Here is a 23,216-nt window from a genome sequence, read left to right on the forward strand (position 1 = left end):
CCGTGGCGACTACCCGTTCGGATGATCGCGGCGGTATTGCTGCTGCTTCTCGCGGGCATTGCCGGGGCTTCGGCCCAGCAGAGCACCATCGAGCTGTCCCGTCCGATGGCGCGCATCCTTGCGGCCGGGCCCGGCACGGTGCTGGCGGTGCATGACAACCTGAAGGGTGCCGACTTCATCGACCTCGCGAGCGGCAAGTCGCTCCGGAGCCTCGATTTCGACGGCGAATTGCAGGCGGCAACGGCGTTTCGCCGCCAGGACGGATCGACCGGGGTTGCGGTGATCGTCCACGGCACCGATGGTTTCGCGCTTTTCATCGAAGCCAATGGCGGCCTCGTTCCGTGGGGGCCGGAAGCCATTCCAGCCGACTTCAGCGCCCCGGACCTGATCGCCGGCCGCGATACGGAGGGAGATCCGTCGTTCGTCATCTGGGACAAGGATCCGAACAACCAGGCGTCGTTCTATCGCGTGACCTCGATGCGGACGAGCGAGGACATCGGGCTCAAGGTGCCGTACTACCAGTTCCTCAACTTCGGCGACGACGTGCTCCTGGGGCTGCAACCGATGTCGGAAGTGGCCGAGCTGATCGTCGACTCCGTCACCGAGGACAGCGTCTTTCTCTCCGGACTGCAGGTCGACGACCCAAACCGGTTCGCCACCTTCGTTCCCGACCTCGAGTCCGGTGGCAGCGGCAGGGTAGCCATTGCCAACGGCGAGGCGGACACCCTGTCGGTGCTGAGCAAAGAAGCTGCCCGCCTGCCGCGGATCGGACTGCCCACGCAGGTCCCGATCGGCCGGCTCGAGCCCGGTGACGGTGGCCGGCTGCTGCTGCTCGGCAGCCCCGACCTGTCGCTCATCCTCGTGGCCCAGCAGGGATCGCGCACCATGGCCAGTTTCCGCGAAGTCGAGACGCGGGCCGTGACGCGCAGCATCTCAGGCGAGAGCAAGAGCAAGGGCGGACCATCGAGCGGCGGTGGCGGACTGCAGAGGGGCAATCTGTTCGAGCTCGAAGCGCCGCTGCGCGATGCGATACTGGGCAGCACGCGGGACCAGGAGCCGCAATTCGTGTTCCTGCTCGGCGACGGCACCAGCCTTGCGACCGCCATGGTGGACGCGGTGACCTCGGCCGTCGACGTGCCGGTCGACCCGGGTGCGGACGCTCCGTTCACCGCCGGCGCGAATGACGTCCAATCCATCATGCGCCTGCAGAAGGCACTGGCCTCGCTGGGCTATCCCATCGGCGCGATCGACGGCATGCTGGGGCCGGCCACCAATGGCGCCATCCAGTCATTTCAGGTGAGCATGGGGCTCGAAACGTCGGGCAGTTTCGACGAGGCGACGGCCGCCGCACTCAATACGACTCTCGACGACACCGAGTTCGCCACCGGGGACGAAGCGCTCGCCTATTTCTCTCCCGCTCAATTGAAGGGCGCCATAGGCGACCGGCCGGAACGGTACAAGCATGTGGCGACGCTCGTGCCAGCGCTTTATGAGGGCGGTTATCGCAACCGCAACGCCCTCGCCGCACTGCTCGCCAACATCATCTACGAAACCTCGAACCTCAGGCTATTCGAGGAGAGTGAGTCCCTGGCAGCAAAGCTCTATGAGGGCCGAACCAATCTCGGAAACACCTCTCCCGGCGACGGCGTGCGCTATCGGGGGCGGGGGTATCTGATGATCGTCGGACGGTACAACTACGAACGCTACAGCAAGTTGGTCGAAGTCGACCTCGTCGCCCAGCCTGAGAAGGCCCTCGATCCGCTCGTCGGCGCGAAGATTGCGGTCAGTATCTTCCAGGACCTCGTCCCCCCGGACAGCCTCGCCCGCGGCGACGTAAACCTCCTGGCCATCCGCAAGCGTGTGAATGGCGGCACGAATGGCATCGACGAGGTGACGCGCCTTTATCGGCTGCTCCTACGGGACAGCTCCATACCAGCCCAGACAACTGTCAATTGATGCCTGACGATGCGACAACCGCTTGGGGATAGCGATGGGGCGCGCTTCTCTTTCGTATTGTCCTCGTATTTGGGTCTTTGTCGATGACCAACTGCGCTCCACTCGCAGCTGCGCCACAGCGCGCGGCGCCACCTGCTGGCCGCGCACCTCGCTGAGATCGGGCAGGCCCACCGGCTCGGCCCGTCGCCGCGCCACCGGCCGGCTGCAGATCTGGAAGCCGCCCCAGATGGTTGACCAGCGCCAGCAGCGTCTCAGGCGCAACGATCCCGAGGTCGTCACCGGCCCAGGCCGCTTCGGGTCCCGGGCCTCGGCACAGATGATGCCCATGTCGCGCGACAGCGCCGCGATCGCCGCCGCTGGATGCACGAGCGCTGGTCCGCCTCTTCGCTTGAAGGGTTACGTCCAATAAGCGATCGGCGGTGAACCCACTGTCCGGGATGCTCTGGATGACGCGGTCGGGACCGTCGTAGCGTGGCCCGGACAGCCACGCCCGCGCCCCCATGCTGCTGGGTTGATCGCGACCGGTGCGACCCCTAAGCCATGGCCAGGTTCAGCCGATAGCTCAGTGCTTCGGCCAGATACGGGCGGGCGACCTTCTCGGCGCCGGCCAGGTCGGCCAGTGTGCGCGCCACTTTCAGCACCCGGTGGTAGGCGCGGGCCGAGAGGTTGAAGCGTTCGGAGGCCTGCAGCAGCAGGGCCTGGCTCTCCTTGTCGGGGTCGACCAGCTTTTCGATCAGTGCGGGCCCGGCCGCCGCGTTGGTGAAGATTTCGGGGTGCCCCGCCTCGATGTAGCGCTGGCGCTGCCGCTCGCGCGCCGCCTCGACCCGCACCGCGACGGCGGCGGAAGGCTCGGCTGTAGCGGGCGCGATCATGTCGGCAGCTGAAACGGCAGGCACATCGATCTTCAGGTCGATGCGGTCGAGGAACGGGCCCGAGACCCGGCTCTGGTAGTCGAGCGCACAGCGGTCGCCGCGTTTGCACACATGGCCGGGCGTGCCGGCGAGCCCGCATTTGCAGGGATTCATCGCAGCGATCAGCTGGAAGCGGGCGGGAAAGCTCACATGCGCATTGGCGCGCGCAATCACCGTTTCGCCCGCCTCGAGCGGCTGGCGCAGGCTGTCGAGCACGGAGGGCGAGAACTCGGGCAGTTCGTCGAGGAACAGCACGCCGTTATGCGCGAGGCTCGCTTCGCCGGGCCGCACCTTGAGTCCGCCGCCGACCAGCGCCGCCATCGAGGCCGAATGGTGCGGCGCTCGGAATGGTCGCCGGTCGCTGAGCGCCCCGCCCGCCAGCTCGCCGGCAATCGACTGGATCATCGACACGTCGAGCAGTTCCCGCGGGTTGAGCGGCGGCAGGATCGACGGCAACCGCGCCGCCAGCATGGATTTACCGGCACCGGGCGGCCCGACCATCAGCAGGTTATGGCCGCCGGCGGCCGCGACTTCCAGCGCGCGGCGCGCCACCTGCTGGCCGCGCACCTCGCTGAGATCGGGCAGGCCCACCGCCTCGACCCGTCGCCGCGCCACCGGCCTGCTGCAGATCTGGAAGCCGCCCAGATGGTTGACCAGCGCCAGCAGCGTCTCAGGCGCGACGATCTCGAGGTCGTCGCCGGCCCAGGCCGCTTCGGGTCCGGAGGCCTCGGCGCAGATGATGCCCATGTCGCGCGACAGCGCCGCGATCGCCGCCGGCAGCACTCCGGCAGTCGGGGCGAGGCGACCGTCGAGCCCGAGTTCGCCCAACGCCAGGTAGCCTTCGAGCGCATCGGACGGAATGGCGCCGATCGCCGCCATCAGCCCGAGCGCAATCGGCAGGTCGTAGTGGCTGCCCTCCTTGGGCAGGTCGGCCGGCGCCAGGTTCACCGTGATCCGCTTGGGCGGCAGGCTGAGGCCCGAGGCATAGAGCGCGGCGCGCACCCGCTCGCTCGATTCCTTCACTGCCTTGTCCGGGAGGCCGACGAGAAAGAAGTTGGGAAAGCCCGGCGCGATCTGCACCTGCACATCGACCGGCACCGCCTCGATGCCCTGAAACGCCACGGTGGCGACCCGCGTGACCATTGCCTGCCCCCGATATCCCGGGCGGCACGCTAGCAGGAGGTTCGCTGAGGATGCAAGAACATTTAGGGAACGCATTGGTGCCGACAATAGTGCCGCACCGACAAGCAGCCTGGGTCACCTGACCCGCTGGGGGGCAATCGCGCGTCGCGGGAACAAATGCCGTCACATGGAACCAATCCCCTCGCCCGGCGTAGTGGCTCCGGCACCGAGCATATGCCCTGCCAGCACCCCCACAACGACAGGAGAGGCGAATGGCACAGTTCGCTCTGTACGTTCCGCTCGAGGCCAAGCCTGGCAAGGAGCAAGAAGTTGCGGATTTTCTGACCTCGGCGGTCCCCTTGGTGAATGCCGAACCAGGGACGAAAACCTGGTACGCGATCCAGGAGGGAGCTTCCTCCTTTGCAATCTTTGACACTTTCGATGACGAGGCGGGGCGCGACGCACACCTTAACGGGAAGGTCGCTGCTGCCTTGATGGAGCAAATAAAGGCGGCGAACCTGTTTGCTAACGTCCCCGAGATTCACAAGCTTGGGATCATCGCGGAAAAGCCTTCGCCTTAGGCGGTGCTCTCCCATGGCCCGTAATGATGGCCAACGACACCAAGACTTCGGCTTGCTAGGCGCGATCTGCAGCTGCACATCGACCCACACCGCCTTGATGCCCTGAAACGCCACTCTGGCGCCCCGCGCGACCATTCCCTGCACCCGATATCCCCGGGCGGCACGCTTCGCTGTTGAATCGGTACATGCAGCAGCCATCCGGATTGGGTACGTTTACGCCCAACGAAGGGATTCGCATTTTCGCGAGGGGTTCTGCGGGTGAGTATCTACCAAGACCTGGGCATCAAGCCGATCATCAACGCGTCAGCAACGCTCACCAAGCTTGGTGGGTCGCGCATGCCCAGGGAAGTTCTCGAGGCGATGCATGCGGCTGCTGGTTCGTTTGTCGATCTGCCCCTCTTTCAAACACGGGTCGGCGACCGTATCGCCGAGCTCACCCGGAATGATGCCGCATTCGTTTCCTCTGGTGCAGCAGGCGGGATCGTGCTCGCGGTCGCGACACTCATGGCAGCGCCGAACGAACCCGATCCGATGGCGTATCCGATGCTCAAGGGCATCACCAGGAACGAAGCCATCGTTTTCACGTCGCAGCGTAACGGCTACGACTTCGCGATTCTTCAGACCGGCGCCTCTCTCGTCGAGTGCGACGACACCCTCGAATCGTTCGAGTCGGCCATAACCGGGCGTACGGCGTGCCTGGTCTGGTTTGCCGGGGCGCTGGCAGGGAAATCTCCGCCGCTCGAAGATGTCATCGCGATTGCCAGGAAGCACCGCGTCCCGGTTCTGGTTGACGCCGCTGCCCAGATTCCACCGGTTTCGAGTTTCTGGCACTACACCAGGGCCCTCGGCTGCGCGGGTGTCGTGTTCAGTGGCGGCAAAGGTATCCGCGGGCCGCAAGCTGCCGGTCTGGTCCTCGGGACCAGGGAGTTGATCGCAGGTTGCCGCCGGCTTTCGTCGCCGACGCAGGGCATCGGTCGACCTCTGAAAGTCGGTAAGGAAGAACTCGCCGGAATGCTCGCCGCCGTCCAGTACACGCTGGATCAGGACGAAGACGCGATTCTCGAAGGTTACGAGGCGATCGTCCGGAACTGGATCAAAGACCTCGGCGGCATCGCGGGAGTGACGACGGAGCGCGGCTTTCCGAGTGAAGCTGGGCAACCTCACGCCCGCGCCATCGTTCGTCTCGACGCCGGTTTCAGCAAGACGCGCGACCAGGTCGTTGACGAACTCAGGAACGGGGACGTCTGGATCGAGGTCGCTGCACTCGGCGATGAACCGAACGCCATAGCCTTGAACCCGCAGACGCTGACGAGCGAAGAGGCCGATGTCGTAACCGCTCGATTGCGCCAGGTTCTGACGAGCTGATCAGGTTTCGAGGAAATCATCGATGGCATTCAAGGTCCGCAAGCGCGGCAAACTCACCTACTACTATGAAGGGGATCGACCTGTGCTCTCGGCGCTGGTCACCGAGGAACAGGCGGATGGCGACCTCAAGATTCATTTCGCCGGTCTGACCGGCGGCTACTCGGCGAAGGGCGTCCTGGGACTCGACAAGCTCGTGTCGATGGATCCCCATCAGGAAGTCGCGCTGGTCTTCAGGTGCTGGGAGAAGTGGCTGGTCGAGGCGGGGATCTGCTCGTCCTTGCGGGATATCGACTTCATCGAGATGCATGCCTTCGGCGCCCAACCGAAGACCCCGAACATCCTCGCCGACCCCGCCGGATACGCCGCCGAGCAGGATCGCCTTCGGAAAGCCTATGCCGAAGCGTACTCATCCTTCTTCGCCGACAACCTTCCCGAAAATGGCGTTCCCTGCCGCTTCACAGTCCATCTGATCGATTTCCCGGACAAGGCGGCCTCCTACGAGTTCTATTCAACCGCGCTTCTCCAACGCGCCCTGCAGAAGGGTTAGTCGTCCTGGCGACCGCCGCCATCAGCCTGAGCGCGATCGGTCGGTCAGCGACAGCGCCTCAGCCGAGCCCCATGCCGATACGGTCGGCGGTGGCGAGCGCCGTGGCGCGAACCAGTTGCTCGTATTCGGCGTCGCGGCCGGCGAGGAACGGGATGCTGACGGCGGCGACCACGTCGCCGGAATGATCGCGGATCGGCGCGGCATAGGAATTGACCGACGCGCTGAACTCGCCGGGATCGCACGCCCACCCCTGTTGACGCACCCGCGACAGTTCCTCCTCGAGCGCGTCGGGCTCGAAGATGGTGCGCTCGTTGTACTGCGTCAGCGGCCGCGAATAGATGCGCCGGCGTTCGGCCTCGGGCAGGAAGGCGAACAGCGCCTTGCTGCTGCCGCCGGCATGGATCGGCAGTTGCTCGCCGACCCGGGCGTGCAGCGCGTGCTGCTTGGTCCCGCCGGCGACGGCGACCACCAGCACATGGCCGCGATCGTAGATCGAGATTTTCGCCGTCTCGCCGAGCGAACGCGCCACGAAGTCGAGATGCGGCTGCCCCACCTTGGCGACGCGCCCGCCCGACGGCATCCCGACGCCGTCGGCCAGCGACAGGAGCCGGCTGCCCAGCACATAGTCGGAATTCTCCAGCTGGCGCACCAAGCCATGCGCCGTCAGCGAGTTGAGGATGCGGTAGACGGTCGAGCGGGTCACCCCCGACTGCTCGACCAGGCGCTTCAGGCCCAGCCCGCTGGGGGTCCGCTCCAGCTCCTGGAGGATGGCCATCATCCGTTCGATCGTCGGATTGCGGTTCTGCGCTTCGATCTCAGACTCACGCATGGCTTGACATCCCGTCTGTTTGTCCGCCACGGTTATCATCTGATACCCAGAGTTTCAAATAAGAAACCGTGGTGTCGGAGGTTCAAGTTCTTCGGGGGAGGGGCCCAGTGACCGATCGTCGATTCTCGCGCGCCATTGGCTGCGCGGGCGTCCCCATGGCGCCGCAGAACCACCGATGACCGTCCCCAAAGCAAGGGCTGTCGCCGCGGGTTCGCGGCGGCGCGGATTGTCGTCGCGCGACAGCCTGGTGCTGTTGCTGCTGGCCGTGCCGGGGATTGCCTGGTTCCTGGTCTTTGCCTATGGCCCGATGGTTGGCCTCGTGGTGGCCTTCAAGGCCTTCAACATCCGGGACGGCATTTTCGGCAGCCCGTGGAACGGGCTGGCCAATTTCCGCTACTTCCTGACGAGCGGCGATGCGGCGACCATCGTCTTCAACACGGTGTTCCTCAACGCGCTGTTCCTGGGCGCGTCGCTGTTCGCCGGCCTCGTCCTGGCGCTGATGCTGAACGAGATCCGCGGCGGCCCCTATCGCCGCTTCATGCAGTCGGTGATCTTTTTTCCGTACTTCGTCTCGCCCATCGTCATTTCCATCATGCTGCAGGTGATCCTGTCGGGCGTGGGCGGGCGCGGCGGCCTCGTCAACAATCTGCTCAGCATCGTCGATCTGCCGCAGGTCAGCTGGTACACCGAGCCGGGCGCCTGGCCGTGGATCCTCACCATCGTCAAGGTCTGGCAGCTGGGCGGCTACACCTCGGTGATCTTCCTCGCCGCCATCACCTCGATCTCCGAGGAGGTGTACGAGGCGGCGGCGCTCGATGGGGCGAGCCGCTGGCGCATGGCGTTGTCGATTACCGTGCCGCTGCTGCTGCCGACCTTCGCAGTGCTCGTCGTGCTCGGCGTCGGCCGCATGTTCTTCGGCGATTTCGCCACCATCTACGCCATCGTCCAGGACAACGGCGTGCTGTTCCCCACCACAGACGTCATCGACACCTATGTGTTTCGCTCGCTCAGGATGATCGGCGATTTCGGCACCACGGCAGCCATCGGCCTGTTCCAGTCGGTCGTCGGCTTCGTCTTCGTGGCGGCGGCGGTGATGGTGCAGCGCCGCTTTCAGAAAGAGAGCAGCATCCTGTGAGCGCCGTCGGTCAAGAGAGTGCGGTCACCACTGTTGCGCCGAACGCGGGCGCAGAGCGCCAGCCCGCCCGCAAGGCGACCGGACGTCGGATCGAACCGTTCGCGGCCGTCAGCTACGTCACCGTCACGCTGTTCGGGCTGTTCTGCCTGGTGCCGCTGTGGATGATCGTCGCGGGGTCGTTGACCGACGAGTCGGTGCTCGGCCTCAACGGCTACAGCCTGTTCCCCGCGCCCTTCTCGCTCAGGGCCTACGAACTGCTGTTCACCGGGCAGTCGCTGCTCAACGGCTATGTCGCCTCGCTGTTCATCACCATTGTCGGCACCATCCTGTCGATCTCGTGCACGGCCTCGATCGCCTGGGTGATCGCTCGGCGGCTGCCGTTCATCAGCCGGCCGCTGACGATCTTTGCCTACGTGCCGATGCTGTTCAACGGCGGGCTCGTGCCGTTCTACCTGCTGGTGACGCAGGTGCTTGGCCTCACCAACAGCTGGTTCGCCATGATCCTGCCGCTGATGCTGGCGCCGTTCCTGATTTTCGTGACGGTCAGCTTCTTCCGGCAGATGCCCGAGGAAATCCTCGATGCGGCCCGCATCGATGGCGCGGGGGAATTGCGCATCTTCTTCCAGATCGTGCTGCCGCTGTCGAAGCCGATCCTCGCGGTGCTCGGGCTGTTCTACGCCGTGACCTACTGGAACGAGTGGTTCACCGGGCTGCTGTTCCTCTCCGATCCGGACAAGTTCCCGCTGCAGCTGATCCTGCAGAACCTCATCTCCAACGTCACCAATGCGGCGAGCCTGCCGAGCTCGGCCGGGGCGGCGATGGCGCCGGTCTACCAGTTGCGCTTCGCCATGACGGTGCTCACCGTCGGCCCCATCCTGCTCGCCTACCCGTTTGCGCAACGCTTCTTCGTCAAGGGCATCACCCTTGGCGCCACAAAGGGGTGACGGCGGCCCAGCCGCACGTCGCCCAAATGAGGAGGAGACTACCAACATGAGACTCACTCGCAGACACTTCATGGCGCTCAGCAGCGCGGCCGGCCTGGCCACGGCCTTCCCGGGCCTGGCGCCGGCCTTCGGCGCCAGTTCAGGCACCTCGGTGGCCCTGCTGCCGTCGCAGGCGCCGACCGGCTGGAAGACCGTGCTCGACAAGGCCAATGCCAAGCTGATGGAAGAGCATGGCTTCACCTTCGATGCACAGTTCATCAACTGGAGCAACTACGCCCAGCAGTCGCTGCTGAAATTCACCGCCGGCGCGCAGTTCGACACGGCGCTGCAGGCGCTCTGGCTCAACATGGCCCAGCTGCAGCAGAGCGGGGCGCTCGCCGATCTGACCGGGCAGATCGACAAGTGGCCGAACCTCAAGAAGCAGATCGCGCCCAAGCTGATCGAGGCCAATACCTGGGGCGGCAAGCTCTGGGGCATTCCGCAGGTCAACAGCGCCGGACGCATCCAGCACTTCGGTATCCGGCAGGACCTGGCCGACAAGCTCGGCTTTCCCGAGATCAACGATTTCGAGACGCTGGAGCGCTTCTTCTATGCCGTGAAGGAAAAGGAATCCGGGGTGACGCCGTTCGCCCTGGCGTCGCAGACCGGCTGGCAGACGGCCGTGGCGACCCCGACCGGTCTCTTCAACCAGCATTCGTGGGAAAATCCCTACACCATGCAGTACTCGCTGGCCGGCTCTGGCCTGCGCTTCTACTTCGACAAGGATGCGGCCAAGACCGGCTCGTCGCGGCCGATCCCCTGGTGGGACGATGCCGGCACCGTCGAGGCGCTGCGCAAGATCCGCCAGTACTATCAGGACGGCATCATCAATGCCGACGGGCTCAATGTCGACCAGGCAACGATCGAAAGCCAGTTCGGGGCCGGCCGCTTTGCCGGCCTCTGGTCGATCACCGACGGCCTCCAGTCCAACCGCCTCGCGGGCCTGAAGAAGGCGGTTCCGACGGCAGCCCTTGGCCAGGTTCTGCCGTTCGGCGGGCCACTGGGCAGCGTCAAGCCGGTGCAGACCTTCCAGGCCGACAACATGATCGTGGTCAATGCCAATGGCGGCGATGTCGATCGTGCCATGGCGCTGCAGGATTGGTTCTCGGTGCAGGAGAACCACGATCTGGTCGGCCTCGGCATCGAGGGAACGGACTGGAAGCCGGTCGGCGAGCACAGCTTCGAGCAACTCAGCACCTACAGCTTCCCCAGCTACGCCATTCTGTGGCGCGCCGGGCTCGAGCGCCTCACCTCGTCGATGACCGAGTCCGAAAAGAAGGCGTTCGGCTGGGCCCAGGACTATGACAATTTCGAGCTCGACACCTTCGCCTCGTTCATCGCCGACGTGACCCCGGTCAAGGAAGCGGCGGCCCAGATGAACAACGTGATGACCCAGTACGCCAACCCGCTGTTCTACGGCGTCGGCGACGTCGACGCCGGGCTCGACAAGCTGAAGAAGGCGGCCGACGCGGCCGGCCTCGACGTCATCATGACCGAGTTGACCAAGCAGGGCGACGCCTACCTCAAGGCACGCGCCTCGTAAGCTGCTCCGGTAACTGCCCCGGAGCGGGGGCGCGCATGCGCCTTCGTTCCGGGAGTTTCTCTTGCAGGCCTTGAAGATGAAGGCAGGGCGGGTTCGTCATCGCCCGAACCGCCGGATATCCGGGTCAGGACAGTCGTCGTCCAGGAAGATGATCTGCTCAGGATCAGAAGTGATAGTTCACTCCCACCTTGATCTGGTGGAAGGTGGGGTGCAACTCGAGCGTCCCCACCGTGAGCGGCGCGCTGTAGGTGTAATCCTGGGCGCCAAGATCGTAATATGCATACTCGGCGAAGATGCCCCAGTTTTCGTCGAGCTTCTGTTCGATCCCGGCGCCGGCCACCCAGCCCACATGGGTGTTGAAGACGGTCTCACCGGCAAATGTCGTCGTCGAAACTTCGTTGTTCACCTGCGCCACCGCGAGGCCGGCAGTCAGGTAGAACAATGTGTTGTCGAGGCTGAGCCCGATTCGGCCGCGCAGAGTTCCGAACCACGGGACACTGCTCGCCGACAACGCGTCGATCCCGGGCGCGACGGGAATCGGGTCGGATTCTCCCGAGGGCCCGTTGCCGAAGACGTCGGCCACAATGCCAAGCAGCAGCGGGCTGCTCGAGGCCGTCTTGAAGTCGCAGCCGGCCTGCAGGCCGACGGGGAACCCCTCGAGTGGAGAGCTGTAATCGCTCAGCGGAGCTCTCGAGAGCGTATCGCCGGCGGTCCGACTGATCGGCAAACCGACATAGCAATCGTTCCACGGCGTGCTCTCCGGCATTGCTGCATGCTCGGGGACCGGAACATACAGGTCAGCCGCCAGCGCTGATCCGGCTCCCAATAGTCCCGCCCCGATCACCAGCACGTCCAACCCAATCCTGCGCATCTGAAGTCTCCTGTCCAAGCCCACCGCAACCGGCACGATGATGGATAGACGTGCGTCGTGCTGCGCTGCATCGTTCATACGAATGAGGTGTCCCTTGCCGGCGGCCGAAGTGGCATATCGAGCACAGCGACGATCCGCGCCAGGGCAACTGACCCCTGCCGCAAGCCCACTTCGGTCGGAAGACACGCCAGTCCGGTGTGCGGACACGGAGGGTCGAACGGGATGCGCGGTGCCGTTAACCATGCTGGAATAACAAAGGGTTAGCGCAAGGTTTCGTTAAGCGGCCCATGTTGATTCAAAGGCTTCCGATCTTCGCTCGAAAGCCCGACGTCCAGCATGCTTGCCGCCGCCCGTCCCGCCTTCCCGTTCGCCAAATCCCTGTTGCTGGTCGGGCTCACCCTGTTGCTGGCCGCCTGCGGACGCTCGCCCACCCATGATTATCGCGGCATTCCCGGCGACAACGACCCGCATGATGGGGTGCGCCGCGCGTGGGGTCTGCCGATCCAGGGGCTCGACGTGGCGCGCTACCAGGGCCGCATCGATTTCAACGCGGCGCGCGGCGGGGGAGTGCATTTCGTCTATATCAAGTCGACCGAGGGCAAGGACTACATCGACCCCAATTTCTACGACAACTGGCGCGGTGCCCAGGCCGCCGGCATGGCGCGCGGCGCCTATCACTTCATGACCTGGTGCAGCCTCGCCTCGCAGCAGGCCGCCTGGTTCAAGAAGATGGTGCCCAACGATCCCGATGCGCTGCCGCCGGTGCTCGACCTCGAGTGGAACAACCACTCGAGCTGCAAGAACAAGTTCAACCGCGCCGACGTGCTGGAAAAGGTCCGCGTCATGCTGGCCGAGATGGAGCGGCACACCGGCAAGGTGCCGATCATCTATACCGACATGAACTTCTACAATGACATCCTCGCCGGCGAGCACTTCGACTCTTCGTTCTGGCTGCGCTCGACCGCTGCCGAGCCGCACACCAAATACGGCGATCGTCCGTGGATCTTCTGGCAGTGGACGCAAACCGGCACTATGTCGGGCGTTCGCACCGAAGTCGACCGCAACGCCTTCTACGGCACCGAAGGCGACTGGGTGACGTTCCTGCTCACCGGGTGCGACCCGCGCACCGTCGATCGCCTCGGCCCGCAGGGCCGTTGCCAGAGCCACAAGTAGCGGTGCGTGCCATTGGCGCCGAGCTTGTCAGGATTCCGCCTTGGTTCTAGCCTCAGCTAGTGATTTGCCGGAGTTGCTGCCGGATCAACAATGGAAGGGGATGCCGATGGCCAAAGGTCAGTTGAGATCCAACAAGGAAGCCAAGAAGCCCAAGAAGGAAAAGCCGAAAGTGCTCGCCACGGCCGGGATGACCCCCGCCACCGCTGCACCGGCCAAGAAGAAGTAACCGGGCGACTTGCAGCTTGAATTCGTGAAGGCCGTGGCACCGCCGCGGCCTTTGCTTTGGGGAACTGCCTTAGCTTTCGTGAAAGGCGGTTACAGGCTTTCGCGGTCGCCATCTGCCACCGGTGGCTGTGGACCCCCACCCTTGATCCCTCCCCGCAAGGGGGAGGGAGACGACAACCTCGATCTCGGTGTGAGGGTCTCCCTCCCCCTTGCGGGGAGGGGACAGGGGTGGGGGTCAGCCCGCACCGGCTCCGATGCGCGGCGATCAGCCGAAACTACCCCGCCAATCCCGGAATCAGCCCGCTGGATTTGAGCCCGTCGAGCAGGAATTGCACCGCCAGCGCCGCGAGCAGCACGCCGACGACGCGGCTGACCACGGCGAGGCCGGTAATGCCGAGCAGGCGCTGGATCGGGATGGCGACCAGCATCACCGCATAGCAGAGCAGGAGGATCGCCAGCAGCGCGATCACCACCACGGCCCATTCGAGGTTGAAGCCGCCCGAGCCGGTGGTGAGCAGGATCACCGCGCTGATCGCACCTGGACCGGCCAGCAGTGGCGTCGCCAGCGGGAACACCGAGATATCGGCGCGGCTCTGCGCCTCGTTCTCTTCCTCGGGCGTGGTGCCGGTGCCGCCTGAATGGCGGGCGAACACCATGTCGATCGAGATCAGCAGCAGGAGAATGCCGCCGGCGATGCGGAGCGCCGGCAATGTGATGCCGAACAGCCGCAGCAGCACTTCCCCGAACACGGCGAAGAACAACAGGATCACGGCCGCAATCACCGTGCCGCGCAGCGCCATGGCGCGCCGCTCGGCCTGGGTGTTTTTCTGCGTCAGCGCCGCATAGACGACCAGCAGGTCCGCCGGCCCGAGGGTGGCGAAGAAGGTGGTCAAGGCGAGCAGGAACGTGTCGATCGGCATCGTGGGACAATGGCTGAGGCGGGGCCGAAAGGCGAGAGGCGGTAGAGGATTTCACCGGCTCCGCAACTCAGCCGCAAAGCCGCCCGACTGACTCGGGGCCGCCATGACCATCACGCTCGATGCCAGCCCGATCGATGTGCCGCGACCGCCGCAATCGGCGTGGGGCACGGCGTTGTCCGTCGCCTTCCACGCTGCGCTGCTCTGCCTCATCCTGCTGAGCCCGGATCGCGATGCGCCGAAGCCGTTGCCGCCGCCCTCGATCGCCGTTGAGCTGTTGACCGCGCAACAGTTTGCCGCCCTCACCACACCAGCCCAGATGCCGGCTGCCGCTGCGCCCGCCCCGCCAACCGCTACGGCACCGGCCGAAGCCGCCACCACGCGGCCTGTCGCGAAAGCTGCGCCCGGCGGCACCATCCGCGCCACCCAGTTCTATGCCGGAAGCCTCTTGGCCGAACCGGAAAGCGCCAAGCTGCGCGCCGCAATGACGACGCTCGACGGCAGCGAGCGGCTGGTGCAGCTCTGCAGCATCGAGGCGATCGAGCAGATCCGCCGGGCTCGGCCGGAATTCGATCCGGACACCGTCGTCGCGTATGCCATGGCCGACATGGCGATCCGCGACGGCGCGCTCGTCGCCGATGGCGGTGCCTTCCGCAGCGGGCGCGAATGGTACGAATTGAAGTTCACCTGCCTCGCGGCGGCAGACTATTCCGCGGTCGAACGCTTCGAGTTTTCGGTCGGCAGTTTCATCCCGCATGAGCAGTGGGAGGAGCACTATCTCACCGCCGCCGAGGAAGACGCCGACTGACGGGTGTGGCGCAGGCGCTACAGTTGAAGTATTTGAATCGGTCGCGCTGAACCATAACGGTTCGGCGCGCCGAACCGTAGTATCGGTGTCTCGAATACTTGTGCTTTGGGGCATCATGAACAAGCTGATCCTGACTGCCGCGGCGTTTGCGCTGCTCGCTGCCACGCCGGCCTTTGCCGCTGATCCGATTGTTTCGGATGCGGTTGCGGATTTTGGTGGCTTCTATGCAGAGGTCTACGGTGGCGTAGCGCTGCCCAGCATCGCCACGTGGAACGGTGATGACTACGATCTGAAGGTCGGGCCGGCCTTCGGCGCCAGTTTCGGTGTAGCGACGCCCGTTCCCGGCCTGTCGGTGGGGCTTGACGTGATGTGGACCTCGGCGGAGTACGCCGAAGCCGTATACAGCAACGAGTTCCAGCACAGCCTCAGTGGCATGGTGGAAGTCGAGTACGCCGTGCCCTTGAACGACACGTTCGAGCTCTACGGAGCTGCCGGCCTGGGCTTCGTCGGTATCACCTATGAGGATGCCAACGGGGACAAACTGTCCGATGCCGGCGCCGGCTACCAGGTCGCCATCGGCGCGCGGGCCAATGTGCTGGAGAACGTGGCGCTGTTCGGCGAGTTCAAGCACCAGGACACGTTTGATACCGTCGCGCTTGGCACAAACGACGTCAGCTCCCCGACCAACACGCTGCTCGTCGGCCTGCGCTTCGCTATGTAGTCGCGGCCTGCTCCGCGCCAAATGGGCCGCCCCACGGGGCGGCTTTTTTGCTTTGTGCGGCCGTTGATCACGACGCGTCGGTGAGCACGGCGGTGACGAGGTCGTTCACCCGCTCCGCCTCGCTCTCCGCGGCAAGACCGATGACGGCGATGCCGAGGGCGCGGCTGCGGACGGTTTTGGCAGCGGCACCCGTCCATCCGCCGCCATGGATCAGCAGGGGCGTGCCTTGGTACTCGCGCAGGCCAAGTCCCCAGCCGTAATCGACCCTCTGCCCGTCGATGAGCCGCCCCGCTGTTTCGACCAATGCTGCGAGGCCGAGGGTGTCGCGGTTCTGGTGGTCGAGCCACTGCGCGAAGGCGCGGGCGCTGGACCACAGGCCACCGTCGCCGTGAGTGAGTGGCAGGCGCCGGCCGAGCAGCGGAGTTTGCAGTTGTGAGGCGAAATCTGTGATGAAGCCGATGTCGTCGATGCCGAGCGGTTGGAACAGCCGCTGCGCCGCGAACGCGGCGAGCGGCATGCCGCTGGCTTCGGCAATGATGCGGGCAAGCAGCACATAGCCGGCGTTGGAGTAGCTGTAGGCCGCACCCGGCGGCGAGGGCAGCTCGGTGAGCTCGCCCAGCACTTCGAGAACGAACGCTTCGGTCCAGTCGCCAATCAGGCGCGCTTCCAACTGGCCGGCCGGCGGCAAGCCGCTGGCGTGATGGGCAAGCTGGCGCGGCGTGATGCTTGCCGACCAGGGGGGCAGTCTACCCATATAGTTGGAGACGGGGCGGTCGGGGTCGATCCGGCCATCGCGCACCAGCAATGCCAGGGCCGCGCCGGTGATCTGCTTGGCGAGGCTTGCGACGTAGAAGCGGTCCGTCGACGCGACCGGCTGGCCACTGGGCCAGACGCCACGGACGTAGTCTTCGATGCTGCCGCCCGCAATCCGGGCCACCGCCACCGGCGTGCCCGCCGCAAACCCCACCCGCTCGACCAGCGTCGCGAGCGGGACCAGGGGCTTCAGGCCCGCCGCTTCTCGATGGCGTCCCAGATCAGCACCGCGATATCCGGCCCGCCGAAGCGCTTGATCTCGCGGATGCCGGTGGGCGAGGTGACGTTGATCTCGGTGAGGTAGTCGCCGATCACGTCGATGCCGACGAAGATCATGTCGCGTGCCTTGAGCGCCGGGCCGATGGTGGCGCAGATCTCGCGCTCCCGCGCGGTGAGCGGCGACAGTTCGGGGCGACCGCCGACATGCATATTGGAGCGCGCCTCGCCCTCGGCCGGAATGCGGTTGAGCCCGGCCACCGGCTCTCCGTCGACGAGGATGATGCGCTTGTCGCCCTTCCGCACGTCCGGCAGGTATTTCTGCACCATGAACGGCTCGCGGAAACTCTGCTCGAACAGCTCGATCAGCGAGTTGAGGTTCTGGTCGGTCTCCTGGATCAAGAATACCCCGGCGCCGCCATTGCCGTAGAGCGGCTTAACGATGATGTTGCCATGTTCGCGCCGGAACTGGTGGATCAGCCCGCGGTCGCGCGTCACCAGCGTCGGCGGCATCAGCTCGGGGAACTCGGTGACGAGGATCTTTTCCGGCGCATTACGCACCGCCGCCGGCGGGTTCACCACGAAGGTCTTGGGGTGGATGCGCTCCAGCAGGTGGCTGAGCGTGATGTAGTTCATGTCGAACGGCGGATCCTGCCGCATCAGCACCACGTCATAGGCGGCCAGATCGACGCGGGAGAATTCGCCCAGCGCGTAGTGCTCGCCCTTGGGCTTGTCGAACAGCGTGATCGGCGCGACTTCGGCGGAGACGTGGTTGTCGCGCAGCGCCAGAGATTGCGGCACGTAATAGTCGACCTTGTGCTTGCGCGCCTGCGCCTCGAGCATCAGCGCGAAGGTCGAATCCCCCGCCGGATTGATCGAAGCGATGGGGTCCATCTGCACGGCAATTTTGAGGGACATGAAGCGGTCCTAGCTGGCGTCGAAAGCGCCTTTGACATGGCGCGGCCAAGTGCCGGGCGCAAGGAAAATCACATCGAAGCGGAGCGGCGTTTCGGCCAGCGCCGGGTGGCGCGCCACATAGTACTGCGCGGCGCGCGAAATGCGGCTGGTATTGACCGCCTCGAGCGCCACGGCTTCCTCCCCGCGGTGCTTCCGTGCCTTGACTTCGACGAAGGCAGTGGTGCCGAAGCGCCGGGCGATGAGGTCGATCTCGCCCACCGGCGTCTTCACCCGCGTCGCGACAATACGGTAGCCCTTGAGTCGCAGGTACCAGGCCGCCAGCGTCTCGCCGCGCCGGCCATAGAGCTCGGCGCCGAGCCGGCTCTTCCGGGTCTGGCTATTCCTGGGTCGACTCTGTTGCTTTCCTGGCCAGGGCGGCATCGTAGACCTCCTTGCGCTTGAGGCCGAAGCGGGCGGTGATCTCGTCGACGGCAGCCCGCAGCGGTCCCGCAGCCAGTGCTTCGTCGAGGGCCGCCTGCCAGTCGGCGGCTTCGACGACCACCCCCTCAGCGCCGCCGACCAGGATCACCGCTTCGCCCTTGGTGTCACGATCCCCGAACTGCGCCGCGAGCTCGCTGAGCGTGCCGCGTTCGACCCGCTCGAAACGCTTGGTGAGTTCGAGCGCCACCGCCGCCGGCCGGTCGCCCAGCGCTTCGCCCATCGCCGCCAGCGTGTCGCCCAGCCGGCGCGGCGATTCATAGAACACCAGCGTGTCGGCGCGCGTCTTGAGCGCCGCAAGCGCGTTGGCCCGCGCCCCGGACTTCGCCGGCAGGAACCCGACAAAGCCGAATGCATCGGTGGGCAGGCCCGCGCTGGCGAGCGCCGCCAGCAGCGCCGAAGCGCCGGGATTGGCGAAGACGGGCAGGTTGGCCTCGCGCACCGCGCGCACCAGCGGAAAGCCGGGGTCGGAGAGCAGCGGCGTGCCGGCATCGGAAATCTGGGCAATGGCGCGCCCGGCCTCGATCGAGGCAATCACCTCGCCGATGCGGGCCCGCTCATTATGCTCGTGCAGCGATTTGCGCGGGGTGCGGATACCGTAGTGATCGAGCAGCGTCGCCGAGTGGCGGGTGTCTTCGCACAGGATCAGGTCGGCCGCCGCCAGCGTCTCGAGCGCCCTGAGCGTGATGTCCTTGAGGTTACCGATCGGGGTGGCGACGACATAGAGCCCCGCCGCCAGCGGCGGCGCCGGAAACTCGGTCCCGGCAATGAAGTAGCTCGTCGGCCGCTCGTCCACGCTCACCCCGAATGTTAAGCCGAAGTTAAGCCCGGTCTTTATGAGCCGGGCTCGATTCTGTATAGACCACGGTTCAGTATGGTCGGCGGTCGAACCGGAAAAGTGTGCCTTTTCCTGACCGCGCTCCAAGAGTGGCGCGCTACAGTGCGGGACTTGATGAAGGTTGGGCAAGTGAGAAGTTCTGCTGGCGCGGGCGTGCTGACTGGGCTCAGGTCTGTGGGGCTCGGGCTGGTCGCCGCGGCGTTGCTGTCGGCCTGTTCGGCCGGCAACTTCTCCTTCGGCCCGGCTGGCGGAACCACCAGCGGGCCGTCGCAGCCGCTCACTACCGGCAAGAGCTTCGGCAAGGGGCCGGTGCGCGTCGCGCTGCTCCTGCCGCTCTCGGGCGATCCCAACCTCGCGGGCGTCGGCACCTCGATGGCCAATGCGTCGGAGCTGGCCATCAAGTTCGTCGAGACCAACCCCAATATCGGCGAGAACATCACCGTGCTGCTGAAGGACACCGGAGCGACGCCGGGTGGCGCCACCCAGGCGGCGCAGCAGGCGCTCGGCGAAGGGGTGAGCCTGATTCTGGGACCGTTGCGCGCCGACCAGGTGACAGCGGTCGGGCAGGTGGCGAAGGCCGCCGGAGTGCCGGTGATCGGCTTCTCCAACAATTCCGGCGCCGCCTCGCCCGGCGTCTATCTGCTCAACATCCTGCCCGAGAGCGAAGTACGGCGTTCGATGGGCTATGCCAAGCGGCTCGGCAAGAAGGCCTTCGCCGGCATTTTCCCGACCACCGATTTCGGCCGCATCCAGGAGGGCGCCTTCCGCCAGGCGGCCGCCGACCTGGGGCTCAACGCGCGCGCTGTCTACAATTTCTCCTCCGAGGCCGAGGCTCGGAACGTCGTGACCCAGCTGGCGCCGATGCTGCAAGCCGGGCAGGTCGATGCATTGTTCATCCCCGATCGCGCGACCGCTCCGAGCTTTGCCAACCTGCTCAACGAAGCCGGCATTCCGCCCGGCAAGGTGCAGCTGATCGGCTCGGCCGACTGGGATGGCGACCCCTCGATCCTCAACACCACGGCACTCGCCGGAGCGATCTTCCCCGCCATCGACGAAACCGGATATAACGCGTTATTGCCCGAGTACCAGGCCAAGTACGGTTCGGCGCCGCACAAGTTCGCCACCATCGCCTATACCGCGACCATCCTCGCCAATGCCGGCTCGCTTGCCAATGGCACGCCGAAATACGACCGCGCGCAGCTGACGCTGCCGGCCGGGTTCAACGGCCGCGACGGCGTGTTCCGCTTCCTGCCGGACGGGCGAAGCGAATATGCGCTGGTGATCAAGCAGGTCTCGATCGGCGCCGCCAGCGTGGCCGAAGGGCCGAAGCTGTAATTGGCATCTGGTTGGGTGCCTCAAACCCCTCACCCGTCTCGCGCTGCGCGCGATCCACCCTCTCCCCAACGGGGTCCGGTGAAGGCCTAATGGCCTTCACCGCGGGAATAGAGGTGATCGCCGAAGGTGCGGTATTCTTCTCCCCGTCGGGGAGAAGGTGGCGCGCAGCGCCGGATGAGGGGAAAGCCCCGATAGCAGCGGGAGGCCCTCTGCAACCATCCCCAAGCCCGCAGCCGGCAGCCTGAAGCGCCTCAGCAGTAGACGCTCTTGCCCAGCGCCACGCAGCTGCCGTCCTCGGTGGTCAGGAGGCTCCCGCCATCGAATGGAATGATCGTCACGAACGAGCCAGCCGTGAGGGGCGCACTCGCCACCCATCTGCGGCCGCTCCAGTACCACAGGCCCGCATGGGGAGACGGCTTGGGCTCCTTGATGATGCCCGGATACTGGATGTGCGGACTGGCGAGCCCGTCGGTCGAGTAGACGCCGCTCGCAGTTTCCATGACGTTGACGAACGTGGTGCGGCCATAGCCGATCTTGCGCACCACGGTTTCCTTGACCGGCTCCGCCGACACGCCTGGCTGCACGTAGTAGCTCCAGCGCATCAGCCGATCCGGGTCGAAAGCCGGCGGCCAGATCTCGTTGGGGGTGCTGAGCAGCGTCCGCATCGGCTCTTCCTCGGCCACCGCCCGCGGCAGCACGTTCGGCAGCGCCAGCAATATCGCCGCGCCGAGCCCGAATGCTCCCCCAAGCATGATCGCCTTCGTCGCGTCCATGGCCGTTCTCCGGTCGGTTTGTTAACCAACCATCAACCATGACGTTTCGAGGCGTGTCAAAATGGAACAGCGATTAAGGTAAACTTAACCAGGCAGGGAGTCGCGGTGTCAGGGTCAGGCAAGCGTGGCGGCCAGCTTTTCGACCACGTCGACGAAGCGGTCATAGGCTTCGCGGGTCGGCCACGGACGGATCAGTTTTTCGAATGGCTCGAACTCGAACACCGGAAAGCTCGGCTCGCCAAAATAGCGGCGGGCCTCTTCGGCATCGAACCCGGCAAGGTGCGTTGCCTCTAGAAAGGCCGCTTCGCGGTCGGCCCGCTTGATCTGCTTCTGCAGCGCTGCCGGCGGCGTGGCCGGCAGCGAGAAGCGCAGATAGACCGCGCCCAGCAGCCGGTTCTCCACTTCCTTGTAATTGCCGCCCATCGCCGCCTTGAACGGCGAGATGATGTCGCCCATCACATATTCCGGCGCATCGTGCAGCACCGCATAGAGCAGGGCACGCGGATCGGCATCGCGGTTCAGCGCGCGATAAAGCTCGAGCACCAGCACCGAGTGCTGCGCCACGGAGAACGGATAGTCTCCCGTGGTCTGGCCGTTCCAGCGGGCGACGCGCGCCAGGCCGTGGGCGATGTCGCTCAGCTCGACGTCGAGCGGCGACGGATCGAGGATATCGAGCCGCCTGCCCGACAGCATGCGCTGCCACGCCCGCTCCTTGCCACGCGCCATGGTTTCCCCCGGATGTTGAAGCCGAGGAAGCTAGTCTTCGGGGCTTGATTCGCCAAACCGCTTTGCTGGGGCCTAAGCGGACGTGGCGCCGGCGCGGCGCGCGTCGATGCTCCAGGGGCCGGCTCCGGCGAGGAACAGGTACAGGAAGATGAAGCAGTAGAGGATCGCCGCCACGCCGAAATTGTTGTTCGGGAACGGGCTCATCGGGAAATGGAAGCCCCAGTAGGCGACGGCCATGAACCCGCACAGCACGAAAGCCACCGGCCGGGTCAGCCATCCCAGCACAATCAGCAGGCCGCCCACCAGTTCGAGCCAGCCGGCCACCGCCATCAGCGTTGCCAGCTCAGGGGGTGAACCCGGAGGCGGCGGTGGGAAATTGAACAGCACGGCCAGCCCGGCATGGACGAACAGCAGGCCGGTGACGATGCGCAGGATCGCCAGTCCATAAGGCGCGTAGGCGGAAAATCGATCAAACATCGGAAATCTCCTCGCGATGGCATATGGGGCCAGGCAAACGTCGAAGCGCCGGCTCCCAACGCAGCACCTTTACATAACTAAATGGTTATAGAACGGCGGTGACATTGTCAAGCGGCCGCCCCGTCAGTCTTCGGCCGGAGTTTCGCCGAACTGATAGTTGGCGTAGCCCGGCAGTTCCAGTGTCACCGGCTTGCCGCCGACCGTTACGGCCGAGACGTCGGTGATCCGGTCCAGCCGCACGATGGCGACGGCCCGGCCGTCGACCACTTCGCCGATCGATCCCGCGTCGCGGCCCCCGGCCAGCACTGATGTGCCCGCCGGTGCGTCGACGCCCGAAACGATCACCGGGCGCCGCCGTGCGGTGCCGCGATGCTTCATCCGGCTCACCACCTCCTGGCCGATGTAGCAGCCTTTGACGAAGTCGATGCCGTCGAGCAGGTCGAGCCCGATATCGTGGGCGAAATTCTGGTCGATGCCGAAATCCGGCCCCTGCTCGGGAATGCCGGCGCTGATCCGGTGCGCCGCGAACCTGTCGTCGGGAGGCAGCCAGCCGGTGGTGGCAGCGTTCTCGGCAATCACCCGCTCGCCCAGCCCGCGCGGGTCGGCATGGACGATCCCCTCGGTCCAGCCGTCAAAGCTCCAGCCCACCGAGTGGGTTTGCCTCAGGTCGTCGATCTCGACCTGGGCCCGTAGCCGATAAAGCTTCATCTTCTTCAGGAACGCGTCGGCGACCGTGGCGTCGACATCGAGCCAGAATGCCTCCTCGGCCCAGCCGCTCAGGCCCTCGGCCTGCACCTTGCCCTGCGGCGACAGCAGCGCCCACCACACCGCCGGGCCGGGTTCGGCCAAGAGGCGCCCGGTCACCACGTCGAACAGCAGTTTCTGCGCCTCGGGACCGGAAAACCGGAAGGCGGCACGGGACGGACGGAGGATTGTGGGCATGGGATGGTTCCGCT

The 23,216-nt window shown here is 65.5% G+C and carries 23 protein-coding genes; 11 read left to right on the forward strand and 12 right to left on the reverse strand.

What is annotated here, in order from left to right:
* Nucleotides 1-36 precede the first annotated feature (36 nt).
* Entirely contained in the window at nt 37-1,956 is a 1,920-nt protein-coding gene (locus tag APS40_RS11570; RefSeq protein ID WP_197279478.1) for a peptidoglycan-binding protein, read from the forward strand.
* A gap of 533 nt (nt 1,957-2,489) precedes the next feature.
* On the opposite strand, the gene APS40_RS11580 is transcribed toward APS40_RS11570, so the two are convergent.
* Entirely contained in the window at nt 2,490-4,010 is a 1,521-nt protein-coding gene (locus APS40_RS11580) for a YifB family Mg chelatase-like AAA ATPase (RefSeq protein ID WP_055047197.1), read from the reverse strand.
* Nucleotides 4,011-4,261: 251 nt separating this feature from the next.
* Here APS40_RS11580 and APS40_RS11585 point away from each other — a divergent pair, with 251 nt between their 5' ends.
* The 3 genes from APS40_RS11585 to APS40_RS11595 all read left to right on the forward strand — a co-directional run bounded on the left by APS40_RS11585 (nt 4,262) and on the right by APS40_RS11595 (nt 6,482).
* Nucleotides 4,262-4,570: a putative quinol monooxygenase gene (locus APS40_RS11585; protein WP_055047198.1), complete on the forward strand. Its 309-nt coding sequence runs from the start codon at nt 4,262-4,264 to the stop codon at nt 4,568-4,570.
* Between the two features lie 258 nt (nt 4,571-4,828).
* Complete coding sequence (locus APS40_RS11590; protein WP_055047199.1) at nt 4,829-5,935, forward strand: aminotransferase class V-fold PLP-dependent enzyme; 1,107 nt, start codon at nt 4,829-4,831, stop codon at nt 5,933-5,935.
* A gap of 22 nt (nt 5,936-5,957) precedes the next feature.
* Nucleotides 5,958-6,482: a hypothetical protein gene (locus APS40_RS11595; protein WP_055047200.1), complete on the forward strand. Its 525-nt coding sequence runs from the start codon at nt 5,958-5,960 to the stop codon at nt 6,480-6,482.
* 58 nt (nt 6,483-6,540) lie between these two features.
* On the opposite strand, the gene APS40_RS11600 is transcribed toward APS40_RS11595, so the two are convergent.
* Nucleotides 6,541-7,311, reverse strand: coding sequence for an IclR family transcriptional regulator (locus APS40_RS11600; protein WP_055047201.1), 771 nt, complete (start codon nt 7,309-7,311; stop codon nt 6,541-6,543).
* A 175-nt stretch (nt 7,312-7,486) separates the two neighbouring features.
* On the opposite strand from APS40_RS11600, the gene APS40_RS11605 reads away from it, so the two are divergent.
* Genes APS40_RS11605 through APS40_RS11615 form a run of 3 tightly spaced genes read left to right on the forward strand, consistent with a single transcriptional unit; the run spans nt 7,487 to nt 10,972 of the window.
* Nucleotides 7,487-8,446, forward strand: coding sequence for an ABC transporter permease (locus APS40_RS11605; RefSeq protein WP_082434347.1), 960 nt, complete (start codon nt 7,487-7,489; stop codon nt 8,444-8,446).
* Nucleotides 8,443-9,390: a carbohydrate ABC transporter permease gene (locus tag APS40_RS11610; protein ID WP_055047203.1), complete on the forward strand. Its 948-nt coding sequence runs from the start codon at nt 8,443-8,445 to the stop codon at nt 9,388-9,390. The genes APS40_RS11605 and APS40_RS11610 overlap by 4 nt, the downstream gene beginning before the upstream one ends.
* Before the next feature lie 46 nt (nt 9,391-9,436).
* Nucleotides 9,437-10,972, forward strand: coding sequence for a DUF3502 domain-containing protein (locus tag APS40_RS11615; protein WP_082434348.1), 1,536 nt, complete (start codon nt 9,437-9,439; stop codon nt 10,970-10,972).
* Nucleotides 10,973-11,135: 163 nt separating this feature from the next.
* On the opposite strand, the gene APS40_RS24465 is transcribed toward APS40_RS11615, so the two are convergent.
* Nucleotides 11,136-11,843, reverse strand: a complete 708-nt coding sequence (locus APS40_RS24465) for an outer membrane protein (protein WP_197279479.1) — start codon at nt 11,841-11,843, stop codon at nt 11,136-11,138.
* 336 nt (nt 11,844-12,179) lie between these two features.
* Here APS40_RS24465 and APS40_RS11625 point away from each other — a divergent pair, with 336 nt between their 5' ends.
* On the forward strand, nt 12,180-13,016 hold the full coding sequence (locus APS40_RS11625; RefSeq protein ID WP_055047206.1) for a GH25 family lysozyme: 837 nt from the start codon (nt 12,180-12,182) through the stop codon (nt 13,014-13,016).
* Between the two features lie 500 nt (nt 13,017-13,516).
* On the opposite strand, the gene APS40_RS11630 is transcribed toward APS40_RS11625, so the two are convergent.
* Nucleotides 13,517-14,161 (reverse strand): MarC family protein, encoded by a 645-nt coding sequence (locus APS40_RS11630; RefSeq protein WP_055047207.1) that lies wholly within the window; start codon nt 14,159-14,161, stop codon nt 13,517-13,519.
* A 103-nt stretch (nt 14,162-14,264) separates the two neighbouring features.
* On the opposite strand from APS40_RS11630, the gene APS40_RS11635 reads away from it, so the two are divergent.
* Both APS40_RS11635 and APS40_RS11640 read left to right on the forward strand, forming a co-directional pair.
* Nucleotides 14,265-14,966 (forward strand): DUF930 domain-containing protein, encoded by a 702-nt coding sequence (locus tag APS40_RS11635; protein ID WP_055047208.1) that lies wholly within the window; start codon nt 14,265-14,267, stop codon nt 14,964-14,966.
* Between the two features lie 115 nt (nt 14,967-15,081).
* Nucleotides 15,082-15,687, forward strand: a complete 606-nt coding sequence (locus tag APS40_RS11640; protein WP_055047209.1) for a porin family protein — start codon at nt 15,082-15,084, stop codon at nt 15,685-15,687.
* Between the two features lie 67 nt (nt 15,688-15,754).
* Here the strand turns inward: APS40_RS11640 and APS40_RS11645 are convergent, their stop codons facing one another.
* Genes APS40_RS11645 through rsmI form a run of 4 tightly spaced genes read right to left on the reverse strand, consistent with a single transcriptional unit; the run spans nt 15,755 to nt 18,907 of the window.
* Nucleotides 15,755-16,654, reverse strand: a complete 900-nt coding sequence (locus APS40_RS11645; RefSeq protein ID WP_055047210.1) for a serine hydrolase domain-containing protein — start codon at nt 16,652-16,654, stop codon at nt 15,755-15,757.
* A 35-nt stretch (nt 16,655-16,689) separates the two neighbouring features.
* Nucleotides 16,690-17,634, reverse strand: coding sequence for a glutathione synthase (gene gshB, locus APS40_RS11650; protein WP_055047211.1), 945 nt, complete (start codon nt 17,632-17,634; stop codon nt 16,690-16,692).
* Between the two features lie 9 nt (nt 17,635-17,643).
* Nucleotides 17,644-18,054 (reverse strand): YraN family protein, encoded by a 411-nt coding sequence (locus APS40_RS11655; RefSeq protein ID WP_055047212.1) that lies wholly within the window; start codon nt 18,052-18,054, stop codon nt 17,644-17,646.
* Nucleotides 18,011-18,907: a 16S rRNA (cytidine(1402)-2'-O)-methyltransferase gene (gene rsmI, locus APS40_RS11660; RefSeq protein ID WP_236884243.1), complete on the reverse strand. Its 897-nt coding sequence runs from the start codon at nt 18,905-18,907 to the stop codon at nt 18,011-18,013. Before rsmI ends, APS40_RS11655 begins: the two co-directional genes overlap by 44 nt.
* A 171-nt stretch (nt 18,908-19,078) precedes the next feature.
* Between rsmI and APS40_RS11665 the strand changes: the two genes are divergently transcribed.
* The gene (locus APS40_RS11665; RefSeq protein WP_197279480.1) at nt 19,079-20,284 is read left to right on the forward strand and encodes a penicillin-binding protein activator; all 1,206 of its coding nucleotides are present in this window, start codon (nt 19,079-19,081) and stop codon (nt 20,282-20,284) included.
* A gap of 251 nt (nt 20,285-20,535) precedes the next feature.
* On the opposite strand, the gene APS40_RS11670 is transcribed toward APS40_RS11665, so the two are convergent.
* The 4 genes from APS40_RS11670 to ygfZ all read right to left on the reverse strand — a co-directional run bounded on the left by APS40_RS11670 (nt 20,536) and on the right by ygfZ (nt 23,202).
* Nucleotides 20,536-21,057, reverse strand: coding sequence for a hypothetical protein (locus tag APS40_RS11670; protein WP_055047215.1), 522 nt, complete (start codon nt 21,055-21,057; stop codon nt 20,536-20,538).
* 114 nt (nt 21,058-21,171) lie between these two features.
* Nucleotides 21,172-21,783, reverse strand: a complete 612-nt coding sequence (locus APS40_RS11675) for an HD family hydrolase (RefSeq protein ID WP_055047216.1) — start codon at nt 21,781-21,783, stop codon at nt 21,172-21,174.
* A 72-nt stretch (nt 21,784-21,855) separates the two neighbouring features.
* Entirely contained in the window at nt 21,856-22,260 is a 405-nt protein-coding gene (locus APS40_RS11680; RefSeq protein WP_055047217.1) for a DoxX family protein, read from the reverse strand.
* Between the two features lie 123 nt (nt 22,261-22,383).
* Nucleotides 22,384-23,202: a CAF17-like 4Fe-4S cluster assembly/insertion protein YgfZ gene (gene ygfZ / locus APS40_RS11685; protein WP_055047218.1), complete on the reverse strand. Its 819-nt coding sequence runs from the start codon at nt 23,200-23,202 to the stop codon at nt 22,384-22,386.
* Nucleotides 23,203-23,216: the final 14 nt, after the last annotated feature.

This window comes from Devosia sp. A16 (assembly GCF_001402915.1).
Lineage (GTDB): Bacteria > Pseudomonadota > Alphaproteobacteria > Rhizobiales > Devosiaceae > Devosia_A.

Coding starts and splice junctions, on each gene's coding strand:
- APS40_RS11580 (WP_055047197.1), bottom strand. CDS start 4,010: ATGGTCACGCGGGTCGCCACCGTGGCGTTTCAGGGCATCGAGGCGGTG.
- APS40_RS11585 (WP_055047198.1), top strand. CDS start 4,262: ATGGCACAGTTCGCTCTGTACGTTCCGCTCGAGGCCAAGCCTGGCAAG.
- APS40_RS11595 (WP_055047200.1), top strand. CDS start 5,958: ATGGCATTCAAGGTCCGCAAGCGCGGCAAACTCACCTACTACTATGAA.
- APS40_RS11600 (WP_055047201.1), bottom strand. CDS start 7,311: ATGCGTGAGTCTGAGATCGAAGCGCAGAACCGCAATCCGACGATCGAA.
- APS40_RS11605 (WP_082434347.1), top strand. CDS start 7,487: ATGACCGTCCCCAAAGCAAGGGCTGTCGCCGCGGGTTCGCGGCGGCGC.
- APS40_RS11615 (WP_082434348.1), top strand. CDS start 9,437: ATGAGACTCACTCGCAGACACTTCATGGCGCTCAGCAGCGCGGCCGGC.
- APS40_RS24465 (WP_197279479.1), bottom strand. CDS start 11,843: ATGCGCAGGATTGGGTTGGACGTGCTGGTGATCGGGGCGGGACTATTG.
- APS40_RS11625 (WP_055047206.1), top strand. CDS start 12,180: ATGCTTGCCGCCGCCCGTCCCGCCTTCCCGTTCGCCAAATCCCTGTTG.
- APS40_RS11630 (WP_055047207.1), bottom strand. CDS start 14,161: ATGCCGATCGACACGTTCCTGCTCGCCTTGACCACCTTCTTCGCCACC.
- APS40_RS11635 (WP_055047208.1), top strand. CDS start 14,265: ATGACCATCACGCTCGATGCCAGCCCGATCGATGTGCCGCGACCGCCG.
- APS40_RS11640 (WP_055047209.1), top strand. CDS start 15,082: ATGAACAAGCTGATCCTGACTGCCGCGGCGTTTGCGCTGCTCGCTGCC.
- gshB (WP_055047211.1), bottom strand. CDS start 17,634: ATGTCCCTCAAAATTGCCGTGCAGATGGACCCCATCGCTTCGATCAAT.
- APS40_RS11655 (WP_055047212.1), bottom strand. CDS start 18,054: ATGCCGCCCTGGCCAGGAAAGCAACAGAGTCGACCCAGGAATAGCCAG.
- APS40_RS11670 (WP_055047215.1), bottom strand. CDS start 21,057: ATGGACGCGACGAAGGCGATCATGCTTGGGGGAGCATTCGGGCTCGGC.
- APS40_RS11675 (WP_055047216.1), bottom strand. CDS start 21,783: ATGGCGCGTGGCAAGGAGCGGGCGTGGCAGCGCATGCTGTCGGGCAGG.
- APS40_RS11680 (WP_055047217.1), bottom strand. CDS start 22,260: ATGTTTGATCGATTTTCCGCCTACGCGCCTTATGGACTGGCGATCCTG.
- ygfZ (WP_055047218.1), bottom strand. CDS start 23,202: ATGCCCACAATCCTCCGTCCGTCCCGTGCCGCCTTCCGGTTTTCCGGT.